This is a genomic window from Pseudogracilibacillus sp. SO10305 (assembly GCF_037072005.1).
GTDB classification, from domain to species: domain Bacteria; phylum Bacillota; class Bacilli; order Bacillales; family Amphibacillaceae; genus Pseudogracilibacillus; species Pseudogracilibacillus intestinigallinarum.
On the sequence record NZ_JAXHDE010000003.1, the window covers coordinates 186,448 to 210,046 of the forward strand.

Annotated in this window: 22 protein-coding genes and 1 riboswitch; of the genes, 11 read left to right on the forward strand and 11 right to left on the reverse strand. The window is 35.8% G+C overall.

Translation table 11 applies throughout. The annotated features are described in order from the left end of the window. Nucleotides 1–268: 268 nt before the first annotated feature. From SPD45_RS04840 to SPD45_RS04855, 4 genes are all read right to left on the reverse strand, one after another. Nucleotides 269–1,312, reverse strand: coding sequence for a ribonucleotide-diphosphate reductase subunit beta (locus SPD45_RS04840; RefSeq protein ID WP_336266580.1), 1,044 nt, complete (start codon nt 1,310–1,312; stop codon nt 269–271). Further along, a complete protein-coding gene (locus tag SPD45_RS04845) occupies nt 1,293–1,727 on the reverse strand; it encodes a flavodoxin (protein WP_336266581.1) in 435 nt (144 codons plus the stop codon). The genes SPD45_RS04840 and SPD45_RS04845 overlap by 20 nt, the downstream gene beginning before the upstream one ends. Beyond that, nucleotides 1,724–3,910 (reverse strand): ribonucleoside-diphosphate reductase subunit alpha, encoded by a 2,187-nt coding sequence (locus tag SPD45_RS04850; RefSeq protein WP_442961989.1) that lies wholly within the window; start codon nt 3,908–3,910, stop codon nt 1,724–1,726. Before SPD45_RS04850 ends, SPD45_RS04845 begins: the two co-directional genes overlap by 4 nt. Nucleotides 3,911–4,138: 228 nt before the next feature. After that, nucleotides 4,139–4,350: riboswitch (cobalamin riboswitch) on the reverse strand. 127 nt (nt 4,351–4,477) lie between these two features. Further along, nucleotides 4,478–5,383 carry a LysR family transcriptional regulator gene (locus tag SPD45_RS04855; protein ID WP_336266583.1) on the reverse strand — a complete coding sequence of 302 codons (906 nt, stop codon included), beginning with the start codon at nt 5,381–5,383 and terminating at the stop codon, nt 4,478–4,480. Between the two features lie 146 nt (nt 5,384–5,529). Between SPD45_RS04855 and gdhA the strand changes: the two genes are divergently transcribed. Both gdhA and SPD45_RS04865 read left to right on the forward strand, forming a co-directional pair. Further along, nucleotides 5,530–6,912: an NADP-specific glutamate dehydrogenase gene (gdhA, locus tag SPD45_RS04860; protein WP_336266584.1), complete on the forward strand. Its 1,383-nt coding sequence runs from the start codon at nt 5,530–5,532 to the stop codon at nt 6,910–6,912. 79 nt (nt 6,913–6,991) lie between these two features. Beyond that, nucleotides 6,992–7,708, forward strand: coding sequence for an NAD-dependent deacylase (locus SPD45_RS04865; RefSeq protein ID WP_336266585.1), 717 nt, complete (start codon nt 6,992–6,994; stop codon nt 7,706–7,708). A 66-nt stretch (nt 7,709–7,774) separates the two neighbouring features. Here SPD45_RS04865 and SPD45_RS04870 read toward each other — a convergent pair whose 3' ends face one another. Continuing rightward, on the reverse strand, nt 7,775–8,452 hold the full coding sequence (locus SPD45_RS04870; protein WP_336266586.1) for a histidine kinase: 678 nt from the start codon (nt 8,450–8,452) through the stop codon (nt 7,775–7,777). A gap of 225 nt (nt 8,453–8,677) precedes the next feature. Here SPD45_RS04870 and SPD45_RS04875 point away from each other — a divergent pair, with 225 nt between their 5' ends. Genes SPD45_RS04875 through SPD45_RS04905 form a run of 7 tightly spaced genes read left to right on the forward strand, consistent with a single transcriptional unit; the run spans nt 8,678 to nt 14,457 of the window. Continuing rightward, on the forward strand, nt 8,678–11,089 hold the full coding sequence (locus SPD45_RS04875; protein WP_336266587.1) for a Na+/H+ antiporter subunit A: 2,412 nt from the start codon (nt 8,678–8,680) through the stop codon (nt 11,087–11,089). Continuing rightward, on the forward strand, nt 11,076–11,498 hold the full coding sequence (locus SPD45_RS04880; protein WP_336266588.1) for a Na(+)/H(+) antiporter subunit B: 423 nt from the start codon (nt 11,076–11,078) through the stop codon (nt 11,496–11,498). The genes SPD45_RS04875 and SPD45_RS04880 overlap by 14 nt, the downstream gene beginning before the upstream one ends. A gap of 3 nt (nt 11,499–11,501) precedes the next feature. Continuing rightward, nucleotides 11,502–11,840: a Na(+)/H(+) antiporter subunit C gene (locus SPD45_RS04885; protein ID WP_336266589.1), complete on the forward strand. Its 339-nt coding sequence runs from the start codon at nt 11,502–11,504 to the stop codon at nt 11,838–11,840. Next, entirely contained in the window at nt 11,833–13,314 is a 1,482-nt protein-coding gene (locus tag SPD45_RS04890) for a Na+/H+ antiporter subunit D (RefSeq protein ID WP_336266590.1), read from the forward strand. Before SPD45_RS04885 ends, SPD45_RS04890 begins: the two co-directional genes overlap by 8 nt. A gap of 15 nt (nt 13,315–13,329) precedes the next feature. Beyond that, the gene (locus tag SPD45_RS04895; RefSeq protein ID WP_336266591.1) at nt 13,330–13,812 is read left to right on the forward strand and encodes a Na+/H+ antiporter subunit E; all 483 of its coding nucleotides are present in this window, start codon (nt 13,330–13,332) and stop codon (nt 13,810–13,812) included. Next, entirely contained in the window at nt 13,812–14,096 is a 285-nt protein-coding gene (locus SPD45_RS04900) for a Na(+)/H(+) antiporter subunit F1 (protein WP_336266592.1), read from the forward strand. The genes SPD45_RS04895 and SPD45_RS04900 overlap by 1 nt, the downstream gene beginning before the upstream one ends. Continuing rightward, nucleotides 14,074–14,457 carry a Na+/H+ antiporter subunit G gene (locus SPD45_RS04905; RefSeq protein ID WP_336266593.1) on the forward strand — a complete coding sequence of 128 codons (384 nt, stop codon included), beginning with the start codon at nt 14,074–14,076 and terminating at the stop codon, nt 14,455–14,457. Before SPD45_RS04900 ends, SPD45_RS04905 begins: the two co-directional genes overlap by 23 nt. Nucleotides 14,458–14,484: 27 nt before the next feature. On the opposite strand, the gene rlmN is transcribed toward SPD45_RS04905, so the two are convergent. The 3 genes from rlmN to motA form a co-directional block, all read right to left on the reverse strand. After that, nucleotides 14,485–15,540 (reverse strand): 23S rRNA (adenine(2503)-C(2))-methyltransferase RlmN, encoded by a 1,056-nt coding sequence (rlmN, locus tag SPD45_RS04910; protein WP_336266621.1) that lies wholly within the window; start codon nt 15,538–15,540, stop codon nt 14,485–14,487. Nucleotides 15,541–15,775: 235 nt separating this feature from the next. Then, nucleotides 15,776–16,567 (reverse strand): flagellar motor protein MotB, encoded by a 792-nt coding sequence (gene motB / locus SPD45_RS04915; RefSeq protein WP_336266594.1) that lies wholly within the window; start codon nt 16,565–16,567, stop codon nt 15,776–15,778. Beyond that, nucleotides 16,545–17,360, reverse strand: coding sequence for a flagellar motor stator protein MotA (motA, locus tag SPD45_RS04920; protein ID WP_336266596.1), 816 nt, complete (start codon nt 17,358–17,360; stop codon nt 16,545–16,547). Before motA ends, motB begins: the two co-directional genes overlap by 23 nt. A 146-nt stretch (nt 17,361–17,506) precedes the next feature. Here motA and SPD45_RS04925 point away from each other — a divergent pair, with 146 nt between their 5' ends. Together SPD45_RS04925 and SPD45_RS04930 are read left to right on the forward strand one after the other, a co-directional pair. After that, nucleotides 17,507–18,736: an MFS transporter gene (locus tag SPD45_RS04925; RefSeq protein ID WP_336266597.1), complete on the forward strand. Its 1,230-nt coding sequence runs from the start codon at nt 17,507–17,509 to the stop codon at nt 18,734–18,736. A 132-nt stretch (nt 18,737–18,868) separates the two neighbouring features. Further along, nucleotides 18,869–19,930 carry an NAD(P)/FAD-dependent oxidoreductase gene (locus SPD45_RS04930; protein WP_336266598.1) on the forward strand — a complete coding sequence of 354 codons (1,062 nt, stop codon included), beginning with the start codon at nt 18,869–18,871 and terminating at the stop codon, nt 19,928–19,930. Between the two features lie 60 nt (nt 19,931–19,990). On the opposite strand, the gene SPD45_RS04935 is transcribed toward SPD45_RS04930, so the two are convergent. From SPD45_RS04935 to htpG, 3 genes are all read right to left on the reverse strand, one after another. Beyond that, a complete protein-coding gene (locus SPD45_RS04935; RefSeq protein WP_336266599.1) occupies nt 19,991–20,680 on the reverse strand; it encodes an LrgB family protein in 690 nt (229 codons plus the stop codon). Beyond that, nucleotides 20,673–21,041 (reverse strand): CidA/LrgA family protein, encoded by a 369-nt coding sequence (locus SPD45_RS04940; RefSeq protein WP_336266600.1) that lies wholly within the window; start codon nt 21,039–21,041, stop codon nt 20,673–20,675. The genes SPD45_RS04935 and SPD45_RS04940 overlap by 8 nt, the downstream gene beginning before the upstream one ends. A 337-nt stretch (nt 21,042–21,378) precedes the next feature. Then, entirely contained in the window at nt 21,379–23,259 is a 1,881-nt protein-coding gene (gene htpG / locus SPD45_RS04945; protein ID WP_336266601.1) for a molecular chaperone HtpG, read from the reverse strand. Between the last annotated feature and the right edge of the window lie 340 nt (nt 23,260–23,599).

Here is a 23,599-nt window from a genome sequence, read left to right on the forward strand (position 1 = left end):
CTTCCTTTCCTTCTTAATAGTATACATGAAGGAAAAACCAATTTAAAGCTAATGATTTGGCTTCGTTTTTAATTAGTTTGCACATTCCCATTTAAAATATAAAAAAATGAGGTTTGGATAGAGGAGGGAATGATCGATACAGGCATAAATTAGCGAATGAATAAAGCGAATATACCTATATGTCGCGTTTATAATGTTCATTCATCCAATTCATCTTTCCCTATGATATTCCAACTAAATCCAAACCTCAGTATGATGTTGTTTCATTTTATAGATCGTCAAAACCGTTTAAATCACTTGTTTTCGTATATTGTCTTGATGTTTGTTCAAAGAAGTCCGTTTTTGTACCGTCAAAATTATCTACATAGGCACGAATCCATTTCATCGGGTTTTCCGTATACTCTGGATATAACTCACTTAACCCCATCATTCGTAACATCTTATTGGCACGATATTTCACATAGCCAGCCATTTCATCTAAATTAATACCGTCCACATCTTTTAATACATATGTCGACCATTCAATTTCTAATTCAACAGAGTCACGGAAGCTATCATATACCCATGTAATAAATTCTTCATTATTATGAGATGGGTTTTCCGTTAATGTTGCACGGAACATTTCAGAAATGAAGCGACCATGCTCTAATTCATCACGGTTAATATAACTTACCATAGTAGAGGTTCCAACCATTTTATTATGGCGTGCTAAATTATAAAAGAACGCGAATCCAGAATAGAAGAACATTCCTTCTAATAAAATCGTATAGACCATCGTTTTTAGGATGTTTTCAATCGTTGGCTCTTCGGCAAATTTATTGTAATGATGCATAATCTTTTCGTTTCGTTTTAATAAAACGGGATCTTTTCTTCCGAGTTCAAATGATTCATTTTGTTCTGCCAGCGAAACAACAGATGATAGTACATATGAATATGATTCGTTATGCACCGCCTCTTGTTGCGCGATGACTGCCATAATTGACTGGACAGATGGATCTGTTGCATATAATGAAAACAGTAAAGCGGTTCTCGTCTGTGGTGCATCTAATGTCGATAATAACCCGATAATTTTTAAATAAGCATCACGTTCCTCGTCTGTTAACGTAGGGAACTGCTTAATATCACTCGACATGTTCACCTCATCTGCCTGCCAATAGTTTCCGACTAATCGTTTATACATTTTATACCAATGTGGATACGCAATATCATTCCAATTTAAAATACCACTCGATTTTCCACCGAAAATCCCCGTCGATTTGTTCGGGTTACGCGGTTCTAATGTTTTTGCACGTTCAAGCAGTAATTCTGACATCTTCTAACACTCCTTCTAGCCAATTATCAATTAATACTTCTTGGGAGCCTCTTGGGGACTGTTCGATTTTCAAACCGTCCCACTTACTCTCATAAAATTTCACTAATTTATCAACAGCTCCACAAAACATAGCATCTCCGCCAAATTGTGTATCGCCTGAACCAAATACTGCTATATTATTCGGTTTATAGCCGACTTCTAATACAAAATCTTTCACTTCATCTGGTGTTCCACCCATATCCCACGTAAATGTGCCAAGGAATATATAATCGTACTCACTTAAGTCTGGTACATAATCAATGCCAATCGATAACATATCGACCTCTATTCCTTCACATACTAATTTCCGCTCAATATGTTCCGCAATCTCTTCTGTATTTCCGCTATAAGATAAATAAGCAATTAAAGTTCTCATGAATGACACCACTCACATTCTTCAATATCGTTCGCAGTAGATCGAACATAATACGATGTTTTTAACCCCTCTTTCCAAGCTTGTACGTGTAAATTTAATAAGACAGACGCACGAATCGTATTTGGTACATACATATTAAATGAAATACTTTGATCAATATGCTTTTGTCTTACTGCATTTTGCTTTACAGACCAACGCTGATCCACAATATATGCAGAACGACGATAAATGTTATACGTTCTGTGATCTAATGCTGGTGCTGTTACTGGAATTTTGAAGTCTTTTTTCTCCTCGTAATAGAACACTTGGAAAATCGGGTCAATACTCGCAGTGGACCCTGCAATCATCGCTGTCGATGAGTTCGGTGCTACTGCCATCAAATACCCATTACGAATTCCGTTTTCTTGTACTTCTTGTTGTAATGCTTCCCACTTTTCTCCTTCATATCCACGTGAAGTGAAATATTGTCCTGATTGCCATTTGCTTCCTTCAAAGAAACGGTAAGCGCCTTTTTCTTTACTTAATTCCATACTTGCTTGAATCGTTAAATAAGCAATCTGTTCATATAATTCATCCGTGTATGTTAATGCCTCTTCTGACTCCCATTCGATGCCTTTCAGTGCAAGCAAGTGATGCCAACCAAACGTTCCTAAACCTACCGCTCTATATTTCTGGTTCGTCAGTTGTGCTTGTAAAATTGGTAATGTGTTCATATCAATTACATTATCCAACATTCTTACTTGAATCGGAATGAGTCGCTCTAACACACCTTCTGGTACCGCACGACCTAAGTTAACAGAACTTAAGTTACAAACGACATAATCTCCAGTTTTATATTTCTTCACAATCACATCTTCATTTTCAACATACTCTTCTAAAAACTCTGTTGGTGATTGATTTTGGGTAATTTCTGTACAAAGGTTAGAACAATAGATAATACCAGCATGACTATTTGCATTCATACGGTTTACTTCATCACGGTAAAACATAAACGGTGTACCTGTTTCTAACTGAGAAATCATAATACGTTTCATGATATCAATTGCCGGTACTTTCTTTTTCGTTAAACGTTCATCGCGAATACATTCTTCATATTTCGCCCGCCACGTTCCAGCACCTTTTTCTTCATCATAAAAATCTTCCAAGCTATATCCCATCACTTGTCTTACTTCATGTGGATCAAATAAATACCAGTCACCACGTGCTTCTACTTGTTCCATAAAGTAATCTGGTAAACATACTCCAGGGAAAATATCGTGTGCTCGCATACGTGCATCCCCGTTATTTAATTTTAAATCTAAAAACGGTTCAATATCGATATGCCATACATCTAAATAAATCGCGATCGCACCTTTTCTCGTACCTAATTGGTCCACACTTACCGCCGTATTGTTTAACTGACGAATCCACGGCACGACACCACTCGACATTCCTTTAAATCCTTTAATTGCACTCCCACGGCCTCGGACTTTCCCCATATAGACACCAATTCCGCCACCGTTTTTCGATAATTGTGCTACATCTGTGTTCACATCGTAGATCGATTGTAAACTATCCTCGACTGTATCAATGAAACAGCTAGAAAGTTGTCCATGTGTTTTTCCTGCGTTGTTCATTGTCGGTGTTGCAACAGTCATATATAAATTACTTAAAGCCCAGTAAGCTTCTAAAATATAATCCATTCGCTTCTCGCTATTTTCATCTTGCATTAAATGCATTGCGATAATCATCCAACGTTCTTGAGGCAATTCAAAAACGTTTTTCTCATGGTCTGTCGCTAAATATCTTGTTGCTAACGTATAAATAGCTAAATAGTGAAATAAACTATCGCGCTCTTGTTCGATCTTGCTTCCTAAAAGGTCGATCTCTTCTTTTGTATATTTTTCTAATAATTTATTCGTATAAATGCCTTTATTCGTTAATTGATCAATTAATGTATAAAAATCTCCATATTTTTCAGCTGGGTCATATCCTCTGTTAGCTGCAGCTTGCTCATACAATTGTGCAGCATATAAACGACTGGCAAAGTATGTCCAATCCGGATTAGCTTCATCAATATTTTCTAATGCAATTTTAATCATCTCAATGTGAACATCTAATCCTGTCACATTCGCTGTTGCGTTTAACATCTTTTCTTTATACGGTGTGACATCTACATTTAAACCTTCTTGTGCCAACGTCATTAATGCTTCTACCTTGTTTTCTACCTCTAACATGCTCATCTATAAATCCCTCCTGAAAAATTATCCCCTATTATATATGTCGATCGCTTCGTTTCGTGTTCTCCTAATATGTATTTTTTATATTAAAAAAGCCGTTTATTCGCATGAGGAATAAACGGCCAAAAAGACAACAAAATATGCACTATTTCAATATCCATGCCGTTTCCAAAATCCCTCACCCCGGAGAAGTGAAACTAACGCGATTAGGCAGGTCTCCTGACTTATATGTATCTCCAGAACCCCTTCCTATATGTGTTGCCTTTTCTTAAAAAAACAACTACATACAGTGAGCATGTCCTTTCATAAAAATAACATAATTACAGTTGCGGGGGCAGTTCTAGCTTCTCACTAGATTCCCTTTTTAAGACTTTCATACGTCACCTTAATCACTATATATTGTGTATTCAATTTTATATATCATCTATATATTGTGTTTTAATCTTAACATATTCATTTTTATGATGCAATATATTTTTAACAATTTTAGCGAATATTGGTATAGCATGTTGACGGATTTGTAACACCGATTTAGTTTTGATATACTTCTAAACGCATAAAGAAGTCTTTTATAAATTGATAGAACAATTTTTCCGTCGGTAATAATTCACGTTCAGCAGGAATAATCGCCCCGACCGATCGTTTCAAACTAGGTTCTGTAATTGGAACTTTCACCGTAGCACGCGGCAAACAATCGACCAATGTTACTTCTGGAATTAATGTAACACCTAATCCCGCTGATACAAGCCCTTTTATCGCGTCTAAATCTTTTCCTTCAAAGGAAATTTTCGGTTGAAAGCCACGTTGTAAACATCCTTCCATAATAACGTCGTGTAATATAAACCCTTTTGGAAACATGACAAACGATTCATCGCGCAATTCGATTAATTTTAATGAAGACCTGTTTGCAAGAGAATGATTACTCGGTAATAAAGCGACAATATCTTCTGTAAAAAGTACTGTACTTTTCACCTTATCTTGGTCTTGTGGTAATGGTCCTAATAATGCAATATTAATTTCGCCCTTTTTCACCCAATCAAGTAGCTCACTATGTGTCCCTTGATTTAGCACAAATTTCACATCTGGATACTGTTTTCGAAAGTAAAAAATAGCAGTAGGTAATATATAAGAGGCTAAACTAGCCGCAAAGCCTATATGAATCGTTCCTTTTTTAGGATCGGTATATTCAATCACTTCTTGTCTTGCATCATCGATCACATTCATCGCTTTTTCCATATGTTCTAAAAAAACTTTCCCAATTCTCGTTAGTCGAACGGTTCTTCCTTCTCGAATAAATAAATCTACCCCAAGCTCTTCTTCTAAATTAAAAATTTGCCGACTTACTGCTGATTGTGCCACATGTAAAGCATCTGCAGCTTCTGTTACATGCTCACGTTTTGCAACTTCAATAAAATATTTTATTTGTCTTAACTCCATTTTTGTCACCTCGTATTTTTATTATCTCATAAAAGCATTAATAATATCTATTAATAGTATTGTTTAGATTGATACATGTATGATAAGTTATTAATAGAGGAAGTATATAGAATAGACGGAATAGAAAGAAATGGGAGGCGAGCATCATGACTCAACTAGAGCGCGTCATTTCAGCGGAAGAACAAGAAGTAATCAACTACATGGATGACCTTTACGAAAAAATAAAAGCGCGTGATCCACATGAGGTGGAGTTTTTACAAGCTACAAAAATGTTACTAAATTCTCTTGTGCCGGTGTTTGTGAAGAATCGCACATATATAGAAAAAAATATATTAGAACAATTAATTGAACCCGAAAGAATCATTACCTTTCGTGTTCCGTGGATAGATGATAACGGAAATACGCATGTGAATCGTGGGTATCGTGTACAATTTAACAGTGCACTCGGCCCATATAAAGGAGGGATTCGTTTCCATCCGAGTGTGAATTTAAGTGTCATGAAGTTTTTATCCTTAACACAAATTTTCAAAAACTCTTTAACTGGTCAACCAATTGGTGGCGGAAAAGGTGGAGCAGACTTCGATCCAAAAGGAAAGTCTGACAACGAAATTATGCGTTTCTGTCAAAGTTTTATGACAGAATTATATCGCCATATCGGCCCGGACACAGATGTACCAGCAGGAGATATTGGTGTTGGAAAACGTGAAGTTGGTTATATGTTTGGTCAATATAAACGTATCCAAGGCGCGTACCATGCAGGCGTATTAACAGGAAAAGGGTTAAACTATGGTGGTAGTTTAGGGCGTACAGAAGCTACAGGATACGGCACGATTTATTTCGTGCAAGAAATGTTGAAAGATAAACGGGAAGATTTTAAAAATAAAACTGTTATCACATCTGGGTCTGGAAATGTTGCTATTTATGCAATGGAAAAAGCAATTAAATTAGGAGCAAAAGTTGTCGCTTGTAGTGATTCAGGTGGATATGTGTACGACCGTAACGGTTTAAGTCTACAGACGATTAAACGAATTAAATTTTCGGAAGGAGCACGTATTTCCGAGTATGTCAAAACACACCCTGAAGCAGAATACTTTGATGACGGGTCTAAAATTTGGTCGATTCCATGTGATATTGCACTTCCTTGTGCGACACAAAATGAAATCGATGAAGAATCTGCAAAAATGTTAGTAAAAAATGGCGTACAAGTTGTGGCAGAAGGAGCAAACATGCCTTGTTCCATCGAAGCAATCGATATCTTTTTAGAAAATGATATTATGTTCGGTCCTGCTCAAGCAGTAAATGCAGGTGGTGTCGCTTGTTCTTCATTAGAAATGGCGCAAAATAGCCAAAGACTAAGTTGGACTGTTGAACAAGTAGATGAACAACTACAACAAATTATGAAAACTATCTATTCAAACTGCAAACGTGCTTCGAATAAATATGATCATCCGGGAAATTTAGTTGTCGGAGCAAATATCGCAGGATTTACAAAAGTAGCAGACACAATGATAGAGCAAGGAGTCATTTAAGACAGGACGACGAAATAAAATTGTTTCGTCGTTTTTTCTTTGCTACGATATGAATAAGAGCATGATGGAGGGGATATGATTGGATAAACTAACAGAAATGCTAAAAGAATCTTCTAACACCATTATTTTCACTGGTGCTGGAATGTCAACAGAAAGTGGCTTACCAGACTTTCGTTCCAAAGATCGGGGATTATGGGAGAAATTCAATCCGAGTGAATTAGCAAACGTACATGCATTAGTACATAACACAGAAGAATTTACGGAGTTTTATCAATTTAGACTATCAGAAATTAATAAATATGAAGCACATAAGGGACATCATATATTAGCAGACTGGGAAAAATCCGGTCGTATTAAAGGGATCATCACACAAAATGTTGATGCCTTTCATTCTGATGCCGGAAACGAAAATGTCATGGAATTACATGGATCTTTTCGCGTATTCTATTGCCATACGTGTAAAAAAGAATATGCAAGAGATGTTTATTTAAAAGGGACATCTACATGTGATTGTGGTGGCACGATTCGTCCAGGGATCGTATTATTTGGCGAAAATTTACCGGAAGATACGTTTCGACGTGCTGAAATTGAAGCAAAAAATGCTGATTTATTTATCGTATTAGGGTCTTCCTTATCTGTTTCACCAGCAAATATGTTTCCATTAATCGCAAAAGAGCATGGTTCAAAGCTTGTCATTGTAAATCGTGAACCGACAGAATATGATCGTTTTGCAGATGTCGTTATCCAAGATAAAAGTATTAAAGAAGTGTTGATAGAAATAGATCAGCAGTTATAGCTATCTTTTAATGTTATATAAAAAGGTAATGAGTGTCTTATAGAAAGATACCCATTACCCTTTTATTTATCCCAAATTAATATTTGGTGGTTCTTTTATTTCATCAATAACATGGTCTTCTTTTACCCGTACTTGGTGGCTTTCTCCACCACATACGAACTTAAACATGCCATTATTAAAGTCCGTTCCAATTTCTTTATAGAAAACACCTTCAAACAAATTCGCCTTTGATTTTGTAAACGATAAGACAAATCCTTGCTCGTCCTTTTGTAAGAAACCACGAATACCTTTTTCATACATCGCTTCGTCCGCCACTTTTAACGCACGATCTACTGAAACGATATGAAGATCAACAAAAACTAGTTCCCGTAATAATACGTTGACAAATGAACCTTTCGTAATTTCTTCCCAACGGTTTTGCGGCATTTCCCCAATAATTACCTGGGTAATATTATATTTATAACAAATCTCTTTAATTGCCTTTACAATCGGTCGTGTTTCATTATCTTTTAAAATAAACTTCTCTGCACCTAACTCTTTTGATAATGCTTGCCATTGTTCAATATAACTAGCCTTTTCAGCATCAAATTCATCTGATGCCAGTCGGTCAACGGTTAATACATAGAAAGGACTATCCGACATTTGGGACAATTCGTACCCACGCCTAATTAATCTTTCACCATTAGGACCGTAATATACACAAACTAAAATTCGCTCATCCATATGGCTTTTAATATTACCCAAGAGACGACACCCTTTCTTTTCTCCAATAATATGAATCAATAATTTATAGCAACATATTATACGACATATCGTACATTTTTTCTATCATAACATATTATTTTCTTTTAAACCTTTATTTCTCGATAAATTTTTCGCTCCGATACGTGATAAAACATATATTTTAGTATATAATTAACAAGAAATATTTAATTTACCTCAATCTTATACTACAAAGGAGGAAAACAATTGCTTCCAATACATTTAGCGATTATTTTTCCCTTTTTAACAGCTCTTATCATTTTACTGTTTCTAAGGCGATTTAAAAAAATTCATCTTGGTTGGCTCGTATTAATCGTTCCCACCATTTTATTCATTCAATTAAGTACATATATCCCCAAAATTGCTTCTGGACAAACTTTCCGGAATGAAATGTCATGGATACCAACATTTGATATTAATTTTTTGACAAATATGGATGGGCTTAGCCTCATATTCGGTCTATTAATAACAGGAATTGGTACACTTGTCATTTTGTATTCGATATATTACTTGGCGACAGATCCAAATGTCGTACAGTTTTATATTTACCTACTATTATTTATGGGAAGTATGCTTGGTGTTGTCTTTTCAGACCATTTAATGGTGTTGTATGTGTTTTGGGAATTAACGAGTATCTCATCCTTTTTACTAATTGCTTATTGGTATCAACGTAAAGGGTCTCGTTACGGTGCAAAAAAAGCGCTACATATTACCGTTATCGGCGGGTTCTTTATGCTCGTCGGGTTCCTAATGTTACACCATCTTACTGGTACATTCCAAATTAGCGAAATGATCACGCAAGCCGATACGTGGAAAAACGACCCATTACTTACATGGATCATCGTTTTCGTTTTAATCGGTGCATTTACCAAGTCAGCACAATTTCCATTCCACATTTGGTTACCGGATGCAATGGAGGCTCCAACACCGATCAGTGCTTATTTACACTCAGCAACAATGGTAAAAGCCGGAATATATATCGTTGCCCGCTTTACCCCTATATTCGGTGGGGAGACGATTTGGTTTTTACTCGTGAGCATTATCGGTTTACTTACATTATTCTGGGGTGCGTTCACAGCAATACGCCAAACAGATTTAAAAGCATTGCTCGCATATTCAACCGTCAGTCAACTCGGATTAATTATGACACTATTTGGTGTCGGATCTTTATCTTTTCATCCACAATTTTCACTAGAAGGTACTTTATATACACAGGCAATTTTTGCGGCATTATTTCATTTAATGAACCACTCTACATTTAAAGGTGCATTATTTATGATTGTTGGAATTATTGACTATCAAATTGGAACACGTGATTTACGACGTTTAGGTGGACTAGCATCCTTCATGCCAATTTCATTTACTATCGCAATGATTGGTAGCTTTTCAATGGCTGGGCTACCACCATTTAACGGTTTTTTAAGTAAGGAAATGTTTTTCACATCGATGCTTCAATTAAAAGAAATGAATATTGCATCTATTACATCCTTACAAACGATGGCAACATTTTTCCCAATTATCGCTTGGTTAGCGAGCGTCTTTACGTTCATTTACTGTATGATGATTGTTTTTCAAACGTTCTTTGGACCATTTAAAATCCAAAATGAAGAAGAAGCAAAAGAACCTTCATTTGGGATGCTTATCCCACCGATCATTTTAGGCTCACTTGTCGTATTCGTATTTTTCTTCCCAAACATATTAGGGGACCATATTATTAAACCTGCTATTTACAGCATTTATCCAAATGTGACAGCTGATATGATTGGCTCCATCTCACAATGGCATGGATTTAATACAGAATTAAAAATGACGATTGGCATTATTGTACTAGGAACGATCATTTATGTTTATTTAACTTATTTCAAAAAAGTGTACATTGTATTTCCACGCGCATTGTCGTTTGATGCGTTATACAACAATACATTAGATAAATTAGATATATATGCAAATAAAATAACGAACTTCTATATGACAGGTTATTTGCGTGATTATATCGCATTTATCTTCAGTTTTTTCACTGTCTTATTATTAGGAGTATTCTTTTACGTAGACGCATTCGCCTTTTCAATCGAAGGAGATGCTACCATTAATATATTTGCTTGGATTTTAGTCGGATCGATTATTATAGCTGGTATGACTATTTTATTTGCATCATCAAGAATGACAGCAATTATCGTCAATGGGTATATCGGTTTTGCTATTGCGATGTTTTTCGTTTTATTTAGAGCACCAGATTTAGCTTTAACCCAACTCGTCGTAGAGACAGTTACGACAGCGTTATTTTTACTTTGCTTCTATTTCCTTCCTGAGTGGGAAAAGGAAAAACCAGCTCGTAAAACGAAAATCACGAATATTATTATTGCCATTTCTGTCGGGGTAACCTTTACGCTCATTGCCCTTTCTGTTAAAAGTGGCCGATTATTTGAATCTATTTCCACTTACTTCGAGAAATCTGAAGAATTAACAGGTGCTAAAAACATTGTAAATACTGTACTTGGAGATTTTCGTGCATTTGATACAATGTTGGAAGTCATCGTATTATTTATCGCCGGAATTGGTGTGTATACATTGATTAAATATAAAGATAAAGTGGAGGTGAAGCATGATGAAAACGAATGATGTCATATTACAATCTGTCACCAAAGTGGTTGTCTTTATTATTTTGACTTTAGCGATTTATTTGTTTTTCTCTGGTCATGATGCACCTGGTGGGGGGTTCGTTGCAGGCCTTGCGTTGGCATCTAGCTTCGTCCTTATGCTATTAGCTTTTGATATGGAAACTGTGCAAAAAGGCATTCCCGTTAATTTCCGCATATTAGGTGCCGTTGGTGCCATGTTTGTACTCATTGATGGGGTTGGTGCTGTCGTATTCGGTAAACCATTTTTAACGCAAGCATTTAAAGAAATAGAAATACCTTTTTTCGGACCAATTGAAATATCAACGGTGACACTTTTTGAAACAGGTGTTTCCCTTGCAGTTGTCGGCGTTGTCGTAACGATTATTTTATCTATTAGTGAGGACGTGTAAGTAATGGAAACAGTCATTATTATCCTATCTGGTATATTAGTTACCATTGCAACCTATTTACTTTTATCTAAAAATTTAATTAAAGTTATTTTAGGAACAGCTGTCCTAACTCATGCAGTTCATTTACTCATTATGGCAATGGGTGGCTTTTACGGAAGTAGTGTGCCAATTATCGGAGAAAACAGCGAAGAATATGCAGATGCATTACCACAAGCACTTATTTTAACGTCCATCGTTATTAGCTTTGCGGTAACCGCCTTTTTTCTAGTCCTTGCATACCAAGTATATAAACGGACAAAGACGACAGATTTAAAGCAGTTACGGGGGTTCCGCCATGAATAATATTATTGTATTTCCTATGGTGTTACCACTCATCACTGGAGTATTACTCATATTTTTTACACCATATATTAAATTGCAACGAGGATTCACACTCTTTTCATTAATCATCAATGCAATCATTAGCTTTATCATGTTACAAACGATTCAAATGGAAGGTATTTTGACCCTCCATTTCGGAGGATGGTTGCCACCATTTGGTATTTCCTTTGTGGCAGATTCTTTTGCTACTTTACTCGTTTTAACGACGAATATCGTTAGTATCTTTTGTGTGATGTATGCTTTTTTCACAATAGGAAAAGAGCGAGAGAAACTATATTTTTATCCTTTCGTTTTATTTTTGATTGCAGGTGTCAATGGTTCTTTCTTAACAGGGGACTTATTCAACTTATTCGTTACTTTTGAAGTGATGTTACTCGCATCTTATGCATTAATAACATTAGGAGGAACGAAAGCACAATTACGTGAATCGATTAAATATATTACTATTAATGTCGTTTCATCTTCGTTATTCCTTATAGCAATTGCGTATTTATATGGTGTATTAGGTACTTTAAACTTAGCCCATTTATCAGAGCGAATTCAAGAAGTAGGCCAAACACCAATCTTAACTGTTATTAGCTTAGTCTTTTTAATTGTTTTCAGCTTAAAAAGTGGACTCCTTTTATACCAATGGTTACCTGGGTCATATAGTAAACCACCAACAGCAATCGCTGCATTGTTCGGAGCATTGCTAACGAAGGTCGGGATTTACGCCTTATTTCGAACGTTCACATTGCTCTTTTACCACGAACAACAAATTACACATACAATCATTGGTATAATGGCTGCATTAACATTAATTGGTGGGTCTATCGGAGCTCTCGCTTATACGAATATTCGCCAAATCGTTTCGTATAACGTTGTCATTACGGTCGGATTCATTTTAGTTGGACTTGCAGTTATGCATACATCTGCAATAGAAGGTGCTGTATTTTATATGATGCACGATATGATCGTGAAAGCTTTACTATTTTTACTAGCGGGATCGATGATTTATTTAACGAAATCAGAACGTATGGATGAGATGAGTGGTCTGATTCGAAACTATCCCGCATTAGGTTGGATGTTCTTTATCGTCGTCCTATCGTTAACAGGAATCCCACCTTTAAGCGGATTTTTAGGTAAAGTATTGCTCGGTCAAGGTGCCATTGCAGCAGGTTCTTACGTTTTATTAGGACTTAGTTTTGCATCAGGTTTTATCGTTCTATATTCTTTATTACGTATTTTCATGAGTTGTTTTTGGGGGGAGACAATTATTAGTGAGGAAGAGGAAATTCCTTTACGAAAAGGGGTATTATTTCCAATGAGCTTACTAGTATGTTGTACATTCTTACTTGGACTAGGTTCAGAAGCAGTAGCTGTATATATCGTTGATGCAGCAGAAACATTGATGAACCCGTCTATATATATTGATGCAGTATTATACAATCATTAATTAGGGGGTGAAATGATGGCAGCACAATTTTTATTAAACTTATTTATCGCTTTATTATGGGTACTCTTAAAAGATGAAGATGTGCTAAGATGGCAAACGATCGTCGTCGGGTTTATCGTTGGTAGTGTCATTATTTATATGATGCGGCGCTTCTTTGGTGGTCGTTTCTATTTACATCGTTTCCTCTCTATTATAAAGCTAATTTTAATCTTTATATCTGAGACAATTCAATCCACTATCGTCGTAATCAAACATATTATTACACCTAAAATTAATATTGAACCTGGGATTTTTTCTTATAAAACGATTCTTCATAGTGAATGGGAAGTAACGACATTAGCGTTATTGCTTACATTAACTCCAGGGTCTGTCGTTATGGAAGTAAATGAGGAAGGAAATGTCTTTTACATTCATGCGATGGATATAAATCGATATAAAAGCGACTTAGAAAAATCACTAAAAACATTTGAAAAAGCGATCATGGAGGTGACGAGATAATGATAGAGTGGATGTTAATGGCTTCATTTGTCTTGTTTGGGATTGCAATTTTTATTACGTTCATTCGAATTATTATCGGCCCAACATTCCCTGATCGTGTCATTGCAATGGATGTCGTTGGGGGAAATTTAATTTCCTCGATTGCTATCGTCTCCATCATTTTTAATACGAAAGCTTTTTATGATGTCATCCTCGTTTTAGGAATACTTGCATTTATTAGTACGATCTCCTTTTCTAAGTTTTTAGAAAGGGGTGCGATCATTGAGCGTAAACGAGATATTTGAGTTTGTTGCTGCTAGTTTAATTTTATTAGGTAGTATCATTAGTGTAATCAGTGCTATTGGCATCATTCGATTTCGTGATGTATATTCCCGTGCACATGCTGCAACGAAAACGACAACGGTTGCTATTTTAACGACATTGATTGGTGTCTTTTTATTCGTCTGGAACCATGACGGGGTTATCAGTGTCCGTCTTATGCTTGGGATTGTGTTCGTCTTTATTACGGCACCTGTATCAGGACACCTCGTTTTACGAGCAAGTTATCGTGCAAACGTGAAAATGACGGATGAAACGGTCGAAGATGAATTAAAAGTAGCTTATGAAAAAAGGTTACAAGAGGAAGCGAAAAAAGAAAGCGACTAATTGGAATGAACCAATTAGTCGGCTTTTTTATTTGCTTAATTGTTTACTTCGTAACTGACCACATGCTGCATCAATATCTGTTCCTTGTTCCAAACGAACCCCACAGTTGATACCTTTTGATTTTAAAATTTCTTCAAATTTCTGGATGTTTTCATTTGAACTTCTCTCATATTGAATATGCTCACTTACAGGATTATATGGGATTAAGTTCACATAGGATAAATGACGCTTATTACGTAATAATGCTGCAAGTTCATATGCATGTTCAGGTTGATCATTGACACCATTTAACATAATATATTCAAACGTAATTCGACGATTTAATTTTTCTAAATAATAATCGATTGCTTTCATTAATTTTTCAATCGGAAAGGCACGATTAATTTTCATAATGCTCGTACGCAGTTCATCATTCGGTGCGTGCAAGGAGATAGCTAAATTCACCTGAATACCAAGATCTGCATATTCATAAATCTTATGTGCTAATCCACTTGTAGAAACGGTAATATGACGCGCACCAATCGAAAGCCCTTTTTGATCATTCACGATAGTAAGGAAATTCACTAAATTATCGAAGTTATCGAATGGTTCTCCAATCCCCATGACAACGATATGACTGACACGCTCTTCTTTTCCTCGCTTATCTAGTAACTTTTGAACGTTCACGATTTGCTCCACGATTTCACCTGCAACTAAATCACGGCTTTTCGATAAAATACCACTAGCACAAAATGTACAACCAATATTACAACCGACTTGTGTCGTGACACAAACCGAATAACCGTAATAATGTTTCATTAACACGGTTTCAATTAAATTACCATCTTTTAATTTAAATAAAAATTTAATCGTACCGTCTGCAGACTCTTGCACTAACTCTTCTTCCATGGAATGAATGACAAAATTATCTTCTAATAGTTGTCTACATTCCTTATTTACGTTTCCCATTTCTGAGAATGCTTCGATCCGTTTTTTATATAACCAGTCCCACACTTGGGCACCTCTAAATTTCTTTTCTCCATGTTCCACTAACCAGTCTGTCAACTCTTCAAAAGTGAGACTATAAATTGATTTCTTCATGATTACCCTCTTTTTCGTATCTTATTCTTTCCTATCATAGCACAATTCAAATGAAGATGAAATGAAGGAAATTGGAAATATCATATGTAAACGTTCGCTTTTAAAATTAGAGTACATATTGCTCGTACGGCCTGAATCCATCATGTTTGATTCCTTCATAGTTTCTTTTATATCTTCCCATAAAAAAAGCATTGAACAGATCATGCAGTATGTATACCGCTTCGTTCAATGCAATGTGTTATTCTGTTGTTTCTTCTACTTCTTCAATCAATGATTCGTCAATCGTATAATTTGGTTCAATTAATAATTCAACTCGTCTATTTTGCGCACGGTTTTCATCAGACGTATTCGGAACAGTCGGTTGATGTTCTCCATACCCACGTGCACTAAAGTATTTAGGATCAATATCCGTTTCTTCTAATAACAAATACATAAACTGAATAGCCCGCATCGAGCTCAATTCCCAATTCGACGCAAATTGCTCATTATGCATTGGACGGTCATCTGCATGGCCATTAATGACGATTTCATGCGGGGGCTCCGTTTCTAAAATAGGAGAAATTTCCTTAGCAATCTTTTTCCCACTAGACTTCACCTGTGCACTACCAGAATCAAAAGTAATATCTGTTCGAATGGTAATATACAAACCTTCTGCCGTTAGTTTCGTTCCAATTACATCTATTAAATCATTATCTTTAATATAGGCATCCATATTTTGTTGTATATCTCGTAAATACTCATATTCTGCTTGTTGTTCAGATGTATCCGCATCCTCTTCCTCTGCTACTTCATTTTCATCTTTCGATTCTTTTTCTGGAATGATAGAAGTATTATTATCTAATATTCCTTCTCCACTCGTAAATTCCGACTCGAAAAAAGAGGCTAATTGTTTAAACTTTTTTGCATCTACTTCACTCATCGCGAATAGAACAATAAATAACGCAAGGAGCAATGTTAACATATCGGCATACGGGAGGAGCCACGATTCATCCGTTTTTTCTTCTTGTTTATCCTTCCGTTTCCACTTCACTTTCTTTCACCTTGCTTTCCAAATATTGTTCTAAAGCAATTATTTCTTTCGCCGATAAAAATGAACTTAATTTATCTTTAATTACAGCAGGCGATTCTCCAGCAGTAATCGCAAGAATCCCTTCGACCATAATTTCTTTCATTAGCACTTCACGCTTTGATTTTTCACGAAGTTTATTTGCAAAAGGGTGCCATAATACATACCCGGTAAAAATACCGAATAATGTCGCGATAAACGCAGCCGAAATAGCTGCTCCAAGTACATCCATATTATCCATACTACCTAACGCTGCAATCAATCCGACAACCGCACCTAATACCCCTAATGTTGGCGCATATGTTCCCGCTTGTGTAAAGACCGCCACACCTTCTTCATGTCGCCTTTCCATCGCGACAATTTTTCCCATTAACACAGCTTCGATAAAATCAGGTGTTTGTCCATCTGTAGCCATTTGTATACCAGACTGTAAAAAAGGATCTTCAATCTGATCTATCTCTTTTTCCAAAGATAAAATTCCTTCTCGTCTTGTCACTTCCGCCCAATTTGTGAATGTTAAAATTAATTCCTTTTCATCATATTTTTGCTGCTCTAAAAATAAAATTTTAAATAAACTCGGGATATTTTTAATAACACGAGTTGGAAACGCTATAAGTACAGCTGCAATCGTCCCAAAAATAATGATTAAAAATGCAGCAGGATTTAATAAAGCCTCAAAAGAAATTCCTTTTAAAATCATTCCAACCCCGATAGCAATAACTCCTAATATGACACCTATGACTGATGTTCTATCCATTACATTACCTCCTACTTCCACCAAAAAAGGCTCCATTATTTATATCGTCTTATATTAAAAAACATGAAGTACCTTTTTACTATTCTTCACGAAAAATGATGAATAAGGTAAAATAGATATACAACAAAAAAGAAATGAGGCTATGTATGAGTACAATTGCAAAAAAACAACAACATGTCGGGCAGGCAGACAATGCTACTGTCTACTCTATCTTATTTTTAATTAGTCTTTGTCATTTATTAAATGATTCATTACAGGCTGTTATCCCAGCAATGTTTCCTATTTTGGAAAAATCATTAGGTCTCACCTTTACACAACTAGGATTAATTGCCTTTACATTAAATATGGTCGCTTCTGTCATGCAACCGATGATCGGAATGTATACGGACAAAAATCCGTTACCTTATGCACTTCCGATCGGCTTAACGAGTAGTATGCTCGGTATGTTAGGACTGGCACTCGCACCAAACTTCATTACGATCCTTGTTAGTGTTATTTTCATTGGCATTGGTTCTGCAACGTTTCATCCGGAAGGTTCCAGAGTAGCATATTTAGCAGCAGGACCACGAAGAGGGCTCGCACAAGGTATTTTCCAAGTAGGAGGAAATGCCGGGCAAGCATTAGCACCATTAATTACAGCATTAATCCTCGTTCCTTTAGGTCAATTCGGATCCATTTGGTTTACATTTATTGCAGCGATGGCAGTCATTATTTTATATTATGTCGCAACATGGTATAAGAAACAGTTATCCAAAATAGCTGAGCGTAAAGCGACATCTCGTACAGTCGAAAGAAAGGCACCAAAAAAAGCATTGCGAAACGCTATTATCGTCTTAGTTTTTATTGTGTTTGCTCGCTCATGGTACCATAATGCAATGGCAAACTTTTACATATTTTACGCAATGGATAGTTATCATTTATCGATTGCAAAAGGACAATTATATATTTTTACTTTTTTGTTTATGGGAGCAATTGGGACATTTTTAGGTGGACCTTTATCAGATCGATTCGGGAAGAAAACAGTCATCCTGCTTTCTTTTTTAATTCCAGCGCCACTCGCCTTACTAATGCCAATGGTGAACAATGTTTTAGCTATTATTTTTCTAGCGATTATCGGTCTTGCACTCATGTCGAGCTTTTCTGTTGCCGTCGTCTATGCGCAAGAACTTGTTCCTGGTAAAGTTGGTACGATGTCCGGTCTTATCGTTGGATTAGCTTTTGGAATGGGAGCGATTGGTTCAATCGTATTCGGTTCTACGATTGATTCCATCGGATTACAACCGACGATGTGGATTGTTGCCACCTTACCTATTTTAGGTATTTTTGCCTTCCTATTACCAAATGATGCAAAAATTCGTGCATGGTACAGGGCGTAGTATTCAGAACATTTCCTTTATTTGTTTTAGTCAATTATTAAAGTAATATTTTCTAGTTTTTTTACTAGTTATTTGGTACGCTTAATAATAGATAATGTAAAAGTGCGAGACATCGATAGTGGGGGTATAAATATGAAAAATTTAGTTATTTTAGGTGGAGGCTATGGTGGTTTAAAAGTTTTAACTGGGTTAATTAATGCTAACCTACCTGACGACGTTCAAATTGTACTTGTCGACAAAAATCCATACCATTCGTATAAAACGGAATTCCATACAATTGTTGCAGGAACTGCAGCAGATACGGATGTACGAACAGCTTATCCAACAAATGACCGTGTGCACTATGAATTTGGAACGGTTCGAAAAATCGACCTAGAAACAAAGGAAATTTATTTTAGTGATAAAAGTAAAGTATTACCGTATGACTATCTAGTACTATCATTAGGTTGTGAGGATGCGTATCACGGTATTGAAGGAGCAGAAAAGTATACGGAAAGTGTACAAAGCTTCTCTCGTGCTAGAAAAGCAGGGGTTGCCGTTGGAAACTTAAAAGCATATGGAAAAGTTTCCATCGTTGGAGCCGGGTTAAGTGGAATTGAAGTTGCTGCAGAAATTCGCGAGAGTCGCCCAGATTTAAATATTCGTTTATTAGACCGTGGTGGATCTGTTTTAAAAGCATTCGATCCAAAAATTCAAGCATATGTGGCAGACTGGTTTATAAAAAATGATGTCGAAGTACTCCACCATTCCGTTGTAGAATATGTTGAAAAAGATGGAGTATGTAATAACGGTATTTGTTATGTGAACGATGTAACTGTTTGGACTGCCGGAGTACAACCTCACTCTATCGTTCGTGCACTGCCGTTTGAAAAAGATCGTTTTAATAAAGTGATGACGAATGAATTTTATCAAGTGCCAAACAACGAACATATTTATGTAATAGGGGATAATGTTTCATCGACTCACTCCCCAAGTGGACAACTTGCAGGGTTACAAGGTGAACAAGTTGCTGCCATTTTAGCAGATGTCGTCAATGGACGTACACCGAAGAAACCGAAGGAAATTAAATTACGTGGAACATTAGGTTCTTTAGGGAAATCAGATGGATTTGGTAGCATGTTCCAACAATCATTAACAGGACTTGTGCCACGTTTAACAAAATCAGGAATTTTATGGTTACAAAAACGTCACTAATAAATGAACGGGATTTCAGTATGTACTGGAATCCCGTTTTATTATTGAAAAATACATTGTCTACATCATAAAATGAATTAAATATGGGGTAATAATCGAAACGAATACAGCACTTAAAATCATCGCAATAGTACTAATGGAACCTTCTAACTGTCCGTTTTCTAATGCCTTAGATGTTCCAATTGCATGTGATGCGGAACCATACCCAACACCACGACCAATCGTCTCTTTTAAACCGAACCATTTAAAGACATAGGTTCCAAACATAGCACCAGCAATTCCCGCGACCATTACAAATACTGCTGATAGTGTGTCAATGCCGCCTAACGATTCACTTATATCCATGGCAACCGGTGTCGTAACAGACTTTGGTGTAATCGAAAAAACTAATTCTTCCTCAAATCGAACGAGCTTTGCCAACCACACGCCTGAAACAATTCCTACGACCGCACCAATGAACGTACCGACTAACATCGGAAAAGCTAATTCCTTTAACACATCTTTATTTTGATATAGCGGATAAGCAAGTGCCACAACTGCAGGACCTAAAAAGCAATTGATCCACTCTCCACCAATCATATATGTATCATAAGATATATTCGTCACAATTAAAAAAATAACGATGATAAATGTCGATACAGCTACCGGTAATAGAAGGGGTGTATAGACACGTTTATAAAGCCATCTTGAAAACAAATAGGCAATGACCGTTCCAATAATAACGATGAGTGCGATCATTATATCATTCATGACTTTCCACTCCCTTTTTCGCCAATTTTTCACTTACAAAGCCAGATACGCCCATTACTAAAATCGAGCTAATAATCGTAATGACAAGTAATAAAACTCCTTTTCCAGCAAATAATTTATAATAGTTTAGCAAACCTACTGTTGCCGGAATAAAAAATAGCGCTAAATGGGTAACCATGACACTCGCACCAGCGGAGATCCAATTCACTTTTACAATGCCAGTTATTAAACATAGAAACATTAATACGAGTCCAATGACACTGCCTGGAATGAATAATCCAAAAGATTGTTGGATGAACACACCGATGTAATAAAAACAAAATAATAGAGCAATTTGTGATATGATTTTTAATAACTTCATTTTTCTACCCCGCCATTCTCTCTTTATTTATAGCAGTGCTTCTTTCAAATCTACTTTGAATCTCTACATAATAAGCTTTCTATATCCCTACGACACTTTTGAATTTTCATCCTTCCAATCAACTAAAACAGAAAATCCATTTGTACAAATAATTTACATAATATAATCATAATCTATCATGTTTTTTGAATATTTGCACAGAAAAAGTGAATGACCAATGTTCATTCACTTTATTATTTCTCCTGTACGTTCTCCACTGACTTCCTTATAAAAAAAACTAGCATGTAGAAAAGGGGATATCCCTCATTTCTATATGCTAGTTTTATTTCCCTAAATATTACACCATTACTTTACAAATATCATTAGAAAACTCAACCGGGTCTTCAATCGGTAAACCTTCCATAAGCGTTGCTTGGCTAAATAAAAGGTTCGTATATAATGCGAATTTTTCCTCATCTGTATCAAATGATTGTTTTAACGCTGTGAAAACATCATGATCCATATTAATCTCTAATACTTTGTTCGCTTTTACTCCTTGTCCATCCGGCATTTGTTGCATCACTTTCTCCATTTCAATCGATACTTCTCCTTCTGTTGAGAAGCAAACCGGATGAGAACGAAGACGAGTTGAAGCTTTCACATTGACAACTTTTCCATTTAAAATGTCTTTCATTTTTTCAAAAAGTTGTTTATGGTCTGCAGCTTCCTTTTCTGCCTCTTGTTTTTCTTCTTCTGTTTCTAAATCTAAATCTCCATCAGATACGTTTTTAAATTCTTTTTCATCGTAGTTCATTAACATACGAATAGCAAATTCATCCACGTCTTCTGTGAAGTATAAAATTTCATAACCTTTATCACGTACAGCCTCTGTTTGTGGCATTTTGTGAATTCGGTCAATCGATTCACCCGTAGCATAGAAAATCGTCGTTTGATCTTCTTTCATACGATCCACATATTCTTTTAAACTGACCAATTTCTCCTCAGTCGATGAGTAAAATAGTAATAAATCTTTTAACACATCTTTATTTTGACCGAAGTCAGCATATACACCATATTTTAACTGACGACCAAACACATCATAAAACTGTTCATACTTTTCACGGTCATTTTTTAACATTCGTTCCAATGCTTGTTTAATTTTACGGGTAATATTTTTCTCAATCGCTTTTAATTGACGATCATGTTGTAACATTTCCCTGGAAATATTTAACGATAAATCGCTTGAATCAACCATTCCTTTTACGAAGCTAAAGTAATCAGGTAATAGATCGGCACATTTATTCATAATAAGTACACCATTTGCATATAGTTCTAACCCTTTTTCATATTCAGGAGAATAGAAGTCAAATGGCATCGTAGAAGGAATATACAGAATCGCATCGTAACGAATATTTCCATCAACAGACGTATGAATATGTGTCAATGGTTCATCAAACCCATAGCGCTTTTCTTGATAGAAGTTTCGATAGTCTTCATCTGTTAATTCGCTTTTGTTTTTACGCCAAATTGGGACCATACTGTTAATCGTTTCTTCTTCTGTATATTCAACAAATTCCTCTTCATTCTCTTCTTTTGGCTCACTTTTTGTAATATCCATTTTGATAGGGTAACGAATAAAGTCAGAATATGTCTTAATAATATCGCGTAAACGGAATTCCTCTAAAAATTCACTATATGTTTCTTCTTCCGTATCTTCCTTTAAATGTAAAGTAATTTCTGTTCCAATATGGTCTTTTTCTGATTGTTCAATAGTATAACCTTCTGCACCTTCAGATTCCCACTTATAAGCTTCCTCTGCACCAAATGCTTTACTTACAACCGTTACTTTATCTGCCACGATAAATGCCGCATAAAATCCGACCCCGAACTGTCCAATAATATCAAAGTCTTCCTCTATTTCATTTTCAGCTTTAAATGCTAAAGAACCACTTTTAGCAATCGTTCCTAAGTTCTCCTCTAATTCTTCTTTCGTCATCCCGATTCCAGTATCTGTAATCGTTAACGTATTTGCTTCTTTGTTCGGTGTGATTTTTATAAAATAATCATCGCGATTAAATGTTAATGTATCGTCTGTTAAAGTTTTGTAGTACACTTTATCGATTGCATCGCTTGCATTCGATATTAATTCACGTAAAAAAACTTCTTTTTGTGAATAAATCGCATTGATCATTAAATCAAGTAATCTTTTTGATTCTGCTTGGAATTGTTTTTTCTCCATAGATAGTACCTCCTAATTGATTCTTCCACTTATTATTGTAAAATGAAACGATAAAAATTCAACTAACATGTACAATTTTTAAAATATTAAAGAAATTTGTGTACCCTACTCTTTCCATCATTCCCTTTTACATGTAAAAAATATATCGATCATCCCGTATTATATCGGAGCGAGAAGAGGGAATATAGAAAGATGCTTACAATCGATCAATTTTTAAAAAATATTTCCTGGGAAATAATGGTATTTAATGCATGAGTTCACTTTTGAGTTTATCTACCATTCACCCTTGTCACATTATCTTCATAGTTTGTTCATGACTATGTTGAGATTTTTGGCATAT

Coding starts and splice junctions, on each gene's coding strand:
- SPD45_RS04840 (WP_336266580.1), bottom strand. CDS start 1,312: ATGTCAGAATTACTGCTTGAACGTGCAAAAACATTAGAACCGCGTAAC.
- SPD45_RS04845 (WP_336266581.1), bottom strand. CDS start 1,727: ATGAGAACTTTAATTGCTTATTTATCTTATAGCGGAAATACAGAAGAG.
- SPD45_RS04850 (WP_442961989.1), bottom strand. CDS start 3,910: ATGACGTTGGCACAAGAAGGTTTAAATGTAGATGTCACACCGTATAAA.
- SPD45_RS04855 (WP_336266583.1), bottom strand. CDS start 5,383: ATGGAGTTAAGACAAATAAAATATTTTATTGAAGTTGCAAAACGTGAG.
- gdhA (WP_336266584.1), top strand. CDS start 5,530: ATGACTCAACTAGAGCGCGTCATTTCAGCGGAAGAACAAGAAGTAATC.
- SPD45_RS04880 (WP_336266588.1), top strand. CDS start 11,076: ATGAAAACGAATGATGTCATATTACAATCTGTCACCAAAGTGGTTGTC.
- SPD45_RS04885 (WP_336266589.1), top strand. CDS start 11,502: ATGGAAACAGTCATTATTATCCTATCTGGTATATTAGTTACCATTGCA.
- SPD45_RS04890 (WP_336266590.1), top strand. CDS start 11,833: ATGAATAATATTATTGTATTTCCTATGGTGTTACCACTCATCACTGGA.
- SPD45_RS04895 (WP_336266591.1), top strand. CDS start 13,330: ATGGCAGCACAATTTTTATTAAACTTATTTATCGCTTTATTATGGGTA.
- SPD45_RS04900 (WP_336266592.1), top strand. CDS start 13,812: ATGATAGAGTGGATGTTAATGGCTTCATTTGTCTTGTTTGGGATTGCA.
- motA (WP_336266596.1), bottom strand. CDS start 17,360: ATGGATAGAACATCAGTCATAGGTGTCATATTAGGAGTTATTGCTATC.
- SPD45_RS04925 (WP_336266597.1), top strand. CDS start 17,507: ATGAGTACAATTGCAAAAAAACAACAACATGTCGGGCAGGCAGACAAT.
- SPD45_RS04930 (WP_336266598.1), top strand. CDS start 18,869: ATGAAAAATTTAGTTATTTTAGGTGGAGGCTATGGTGGTTTAAAAGTT.
- SPD45_RS04935 (WP_336266599.1), bottom strand. CDS start 20,680: ATGAATGATATAATGATCGCACTCATCGTTATTATTGGAACGGTCATT.
- SPD45_RS04940 (WP_336266600.1), bottom strand. CDS start 21,041: ATGAAGTTATTAAAAATCATATCACAAATTGCTCTATTATTTTGTTTT.
- htpG (WP_336266601.1), bottom strand. CDS start 23,259: ATGGAGAAAAAACAATTCCAAGCAGAATCAAAAAGATTACTTGATTTA.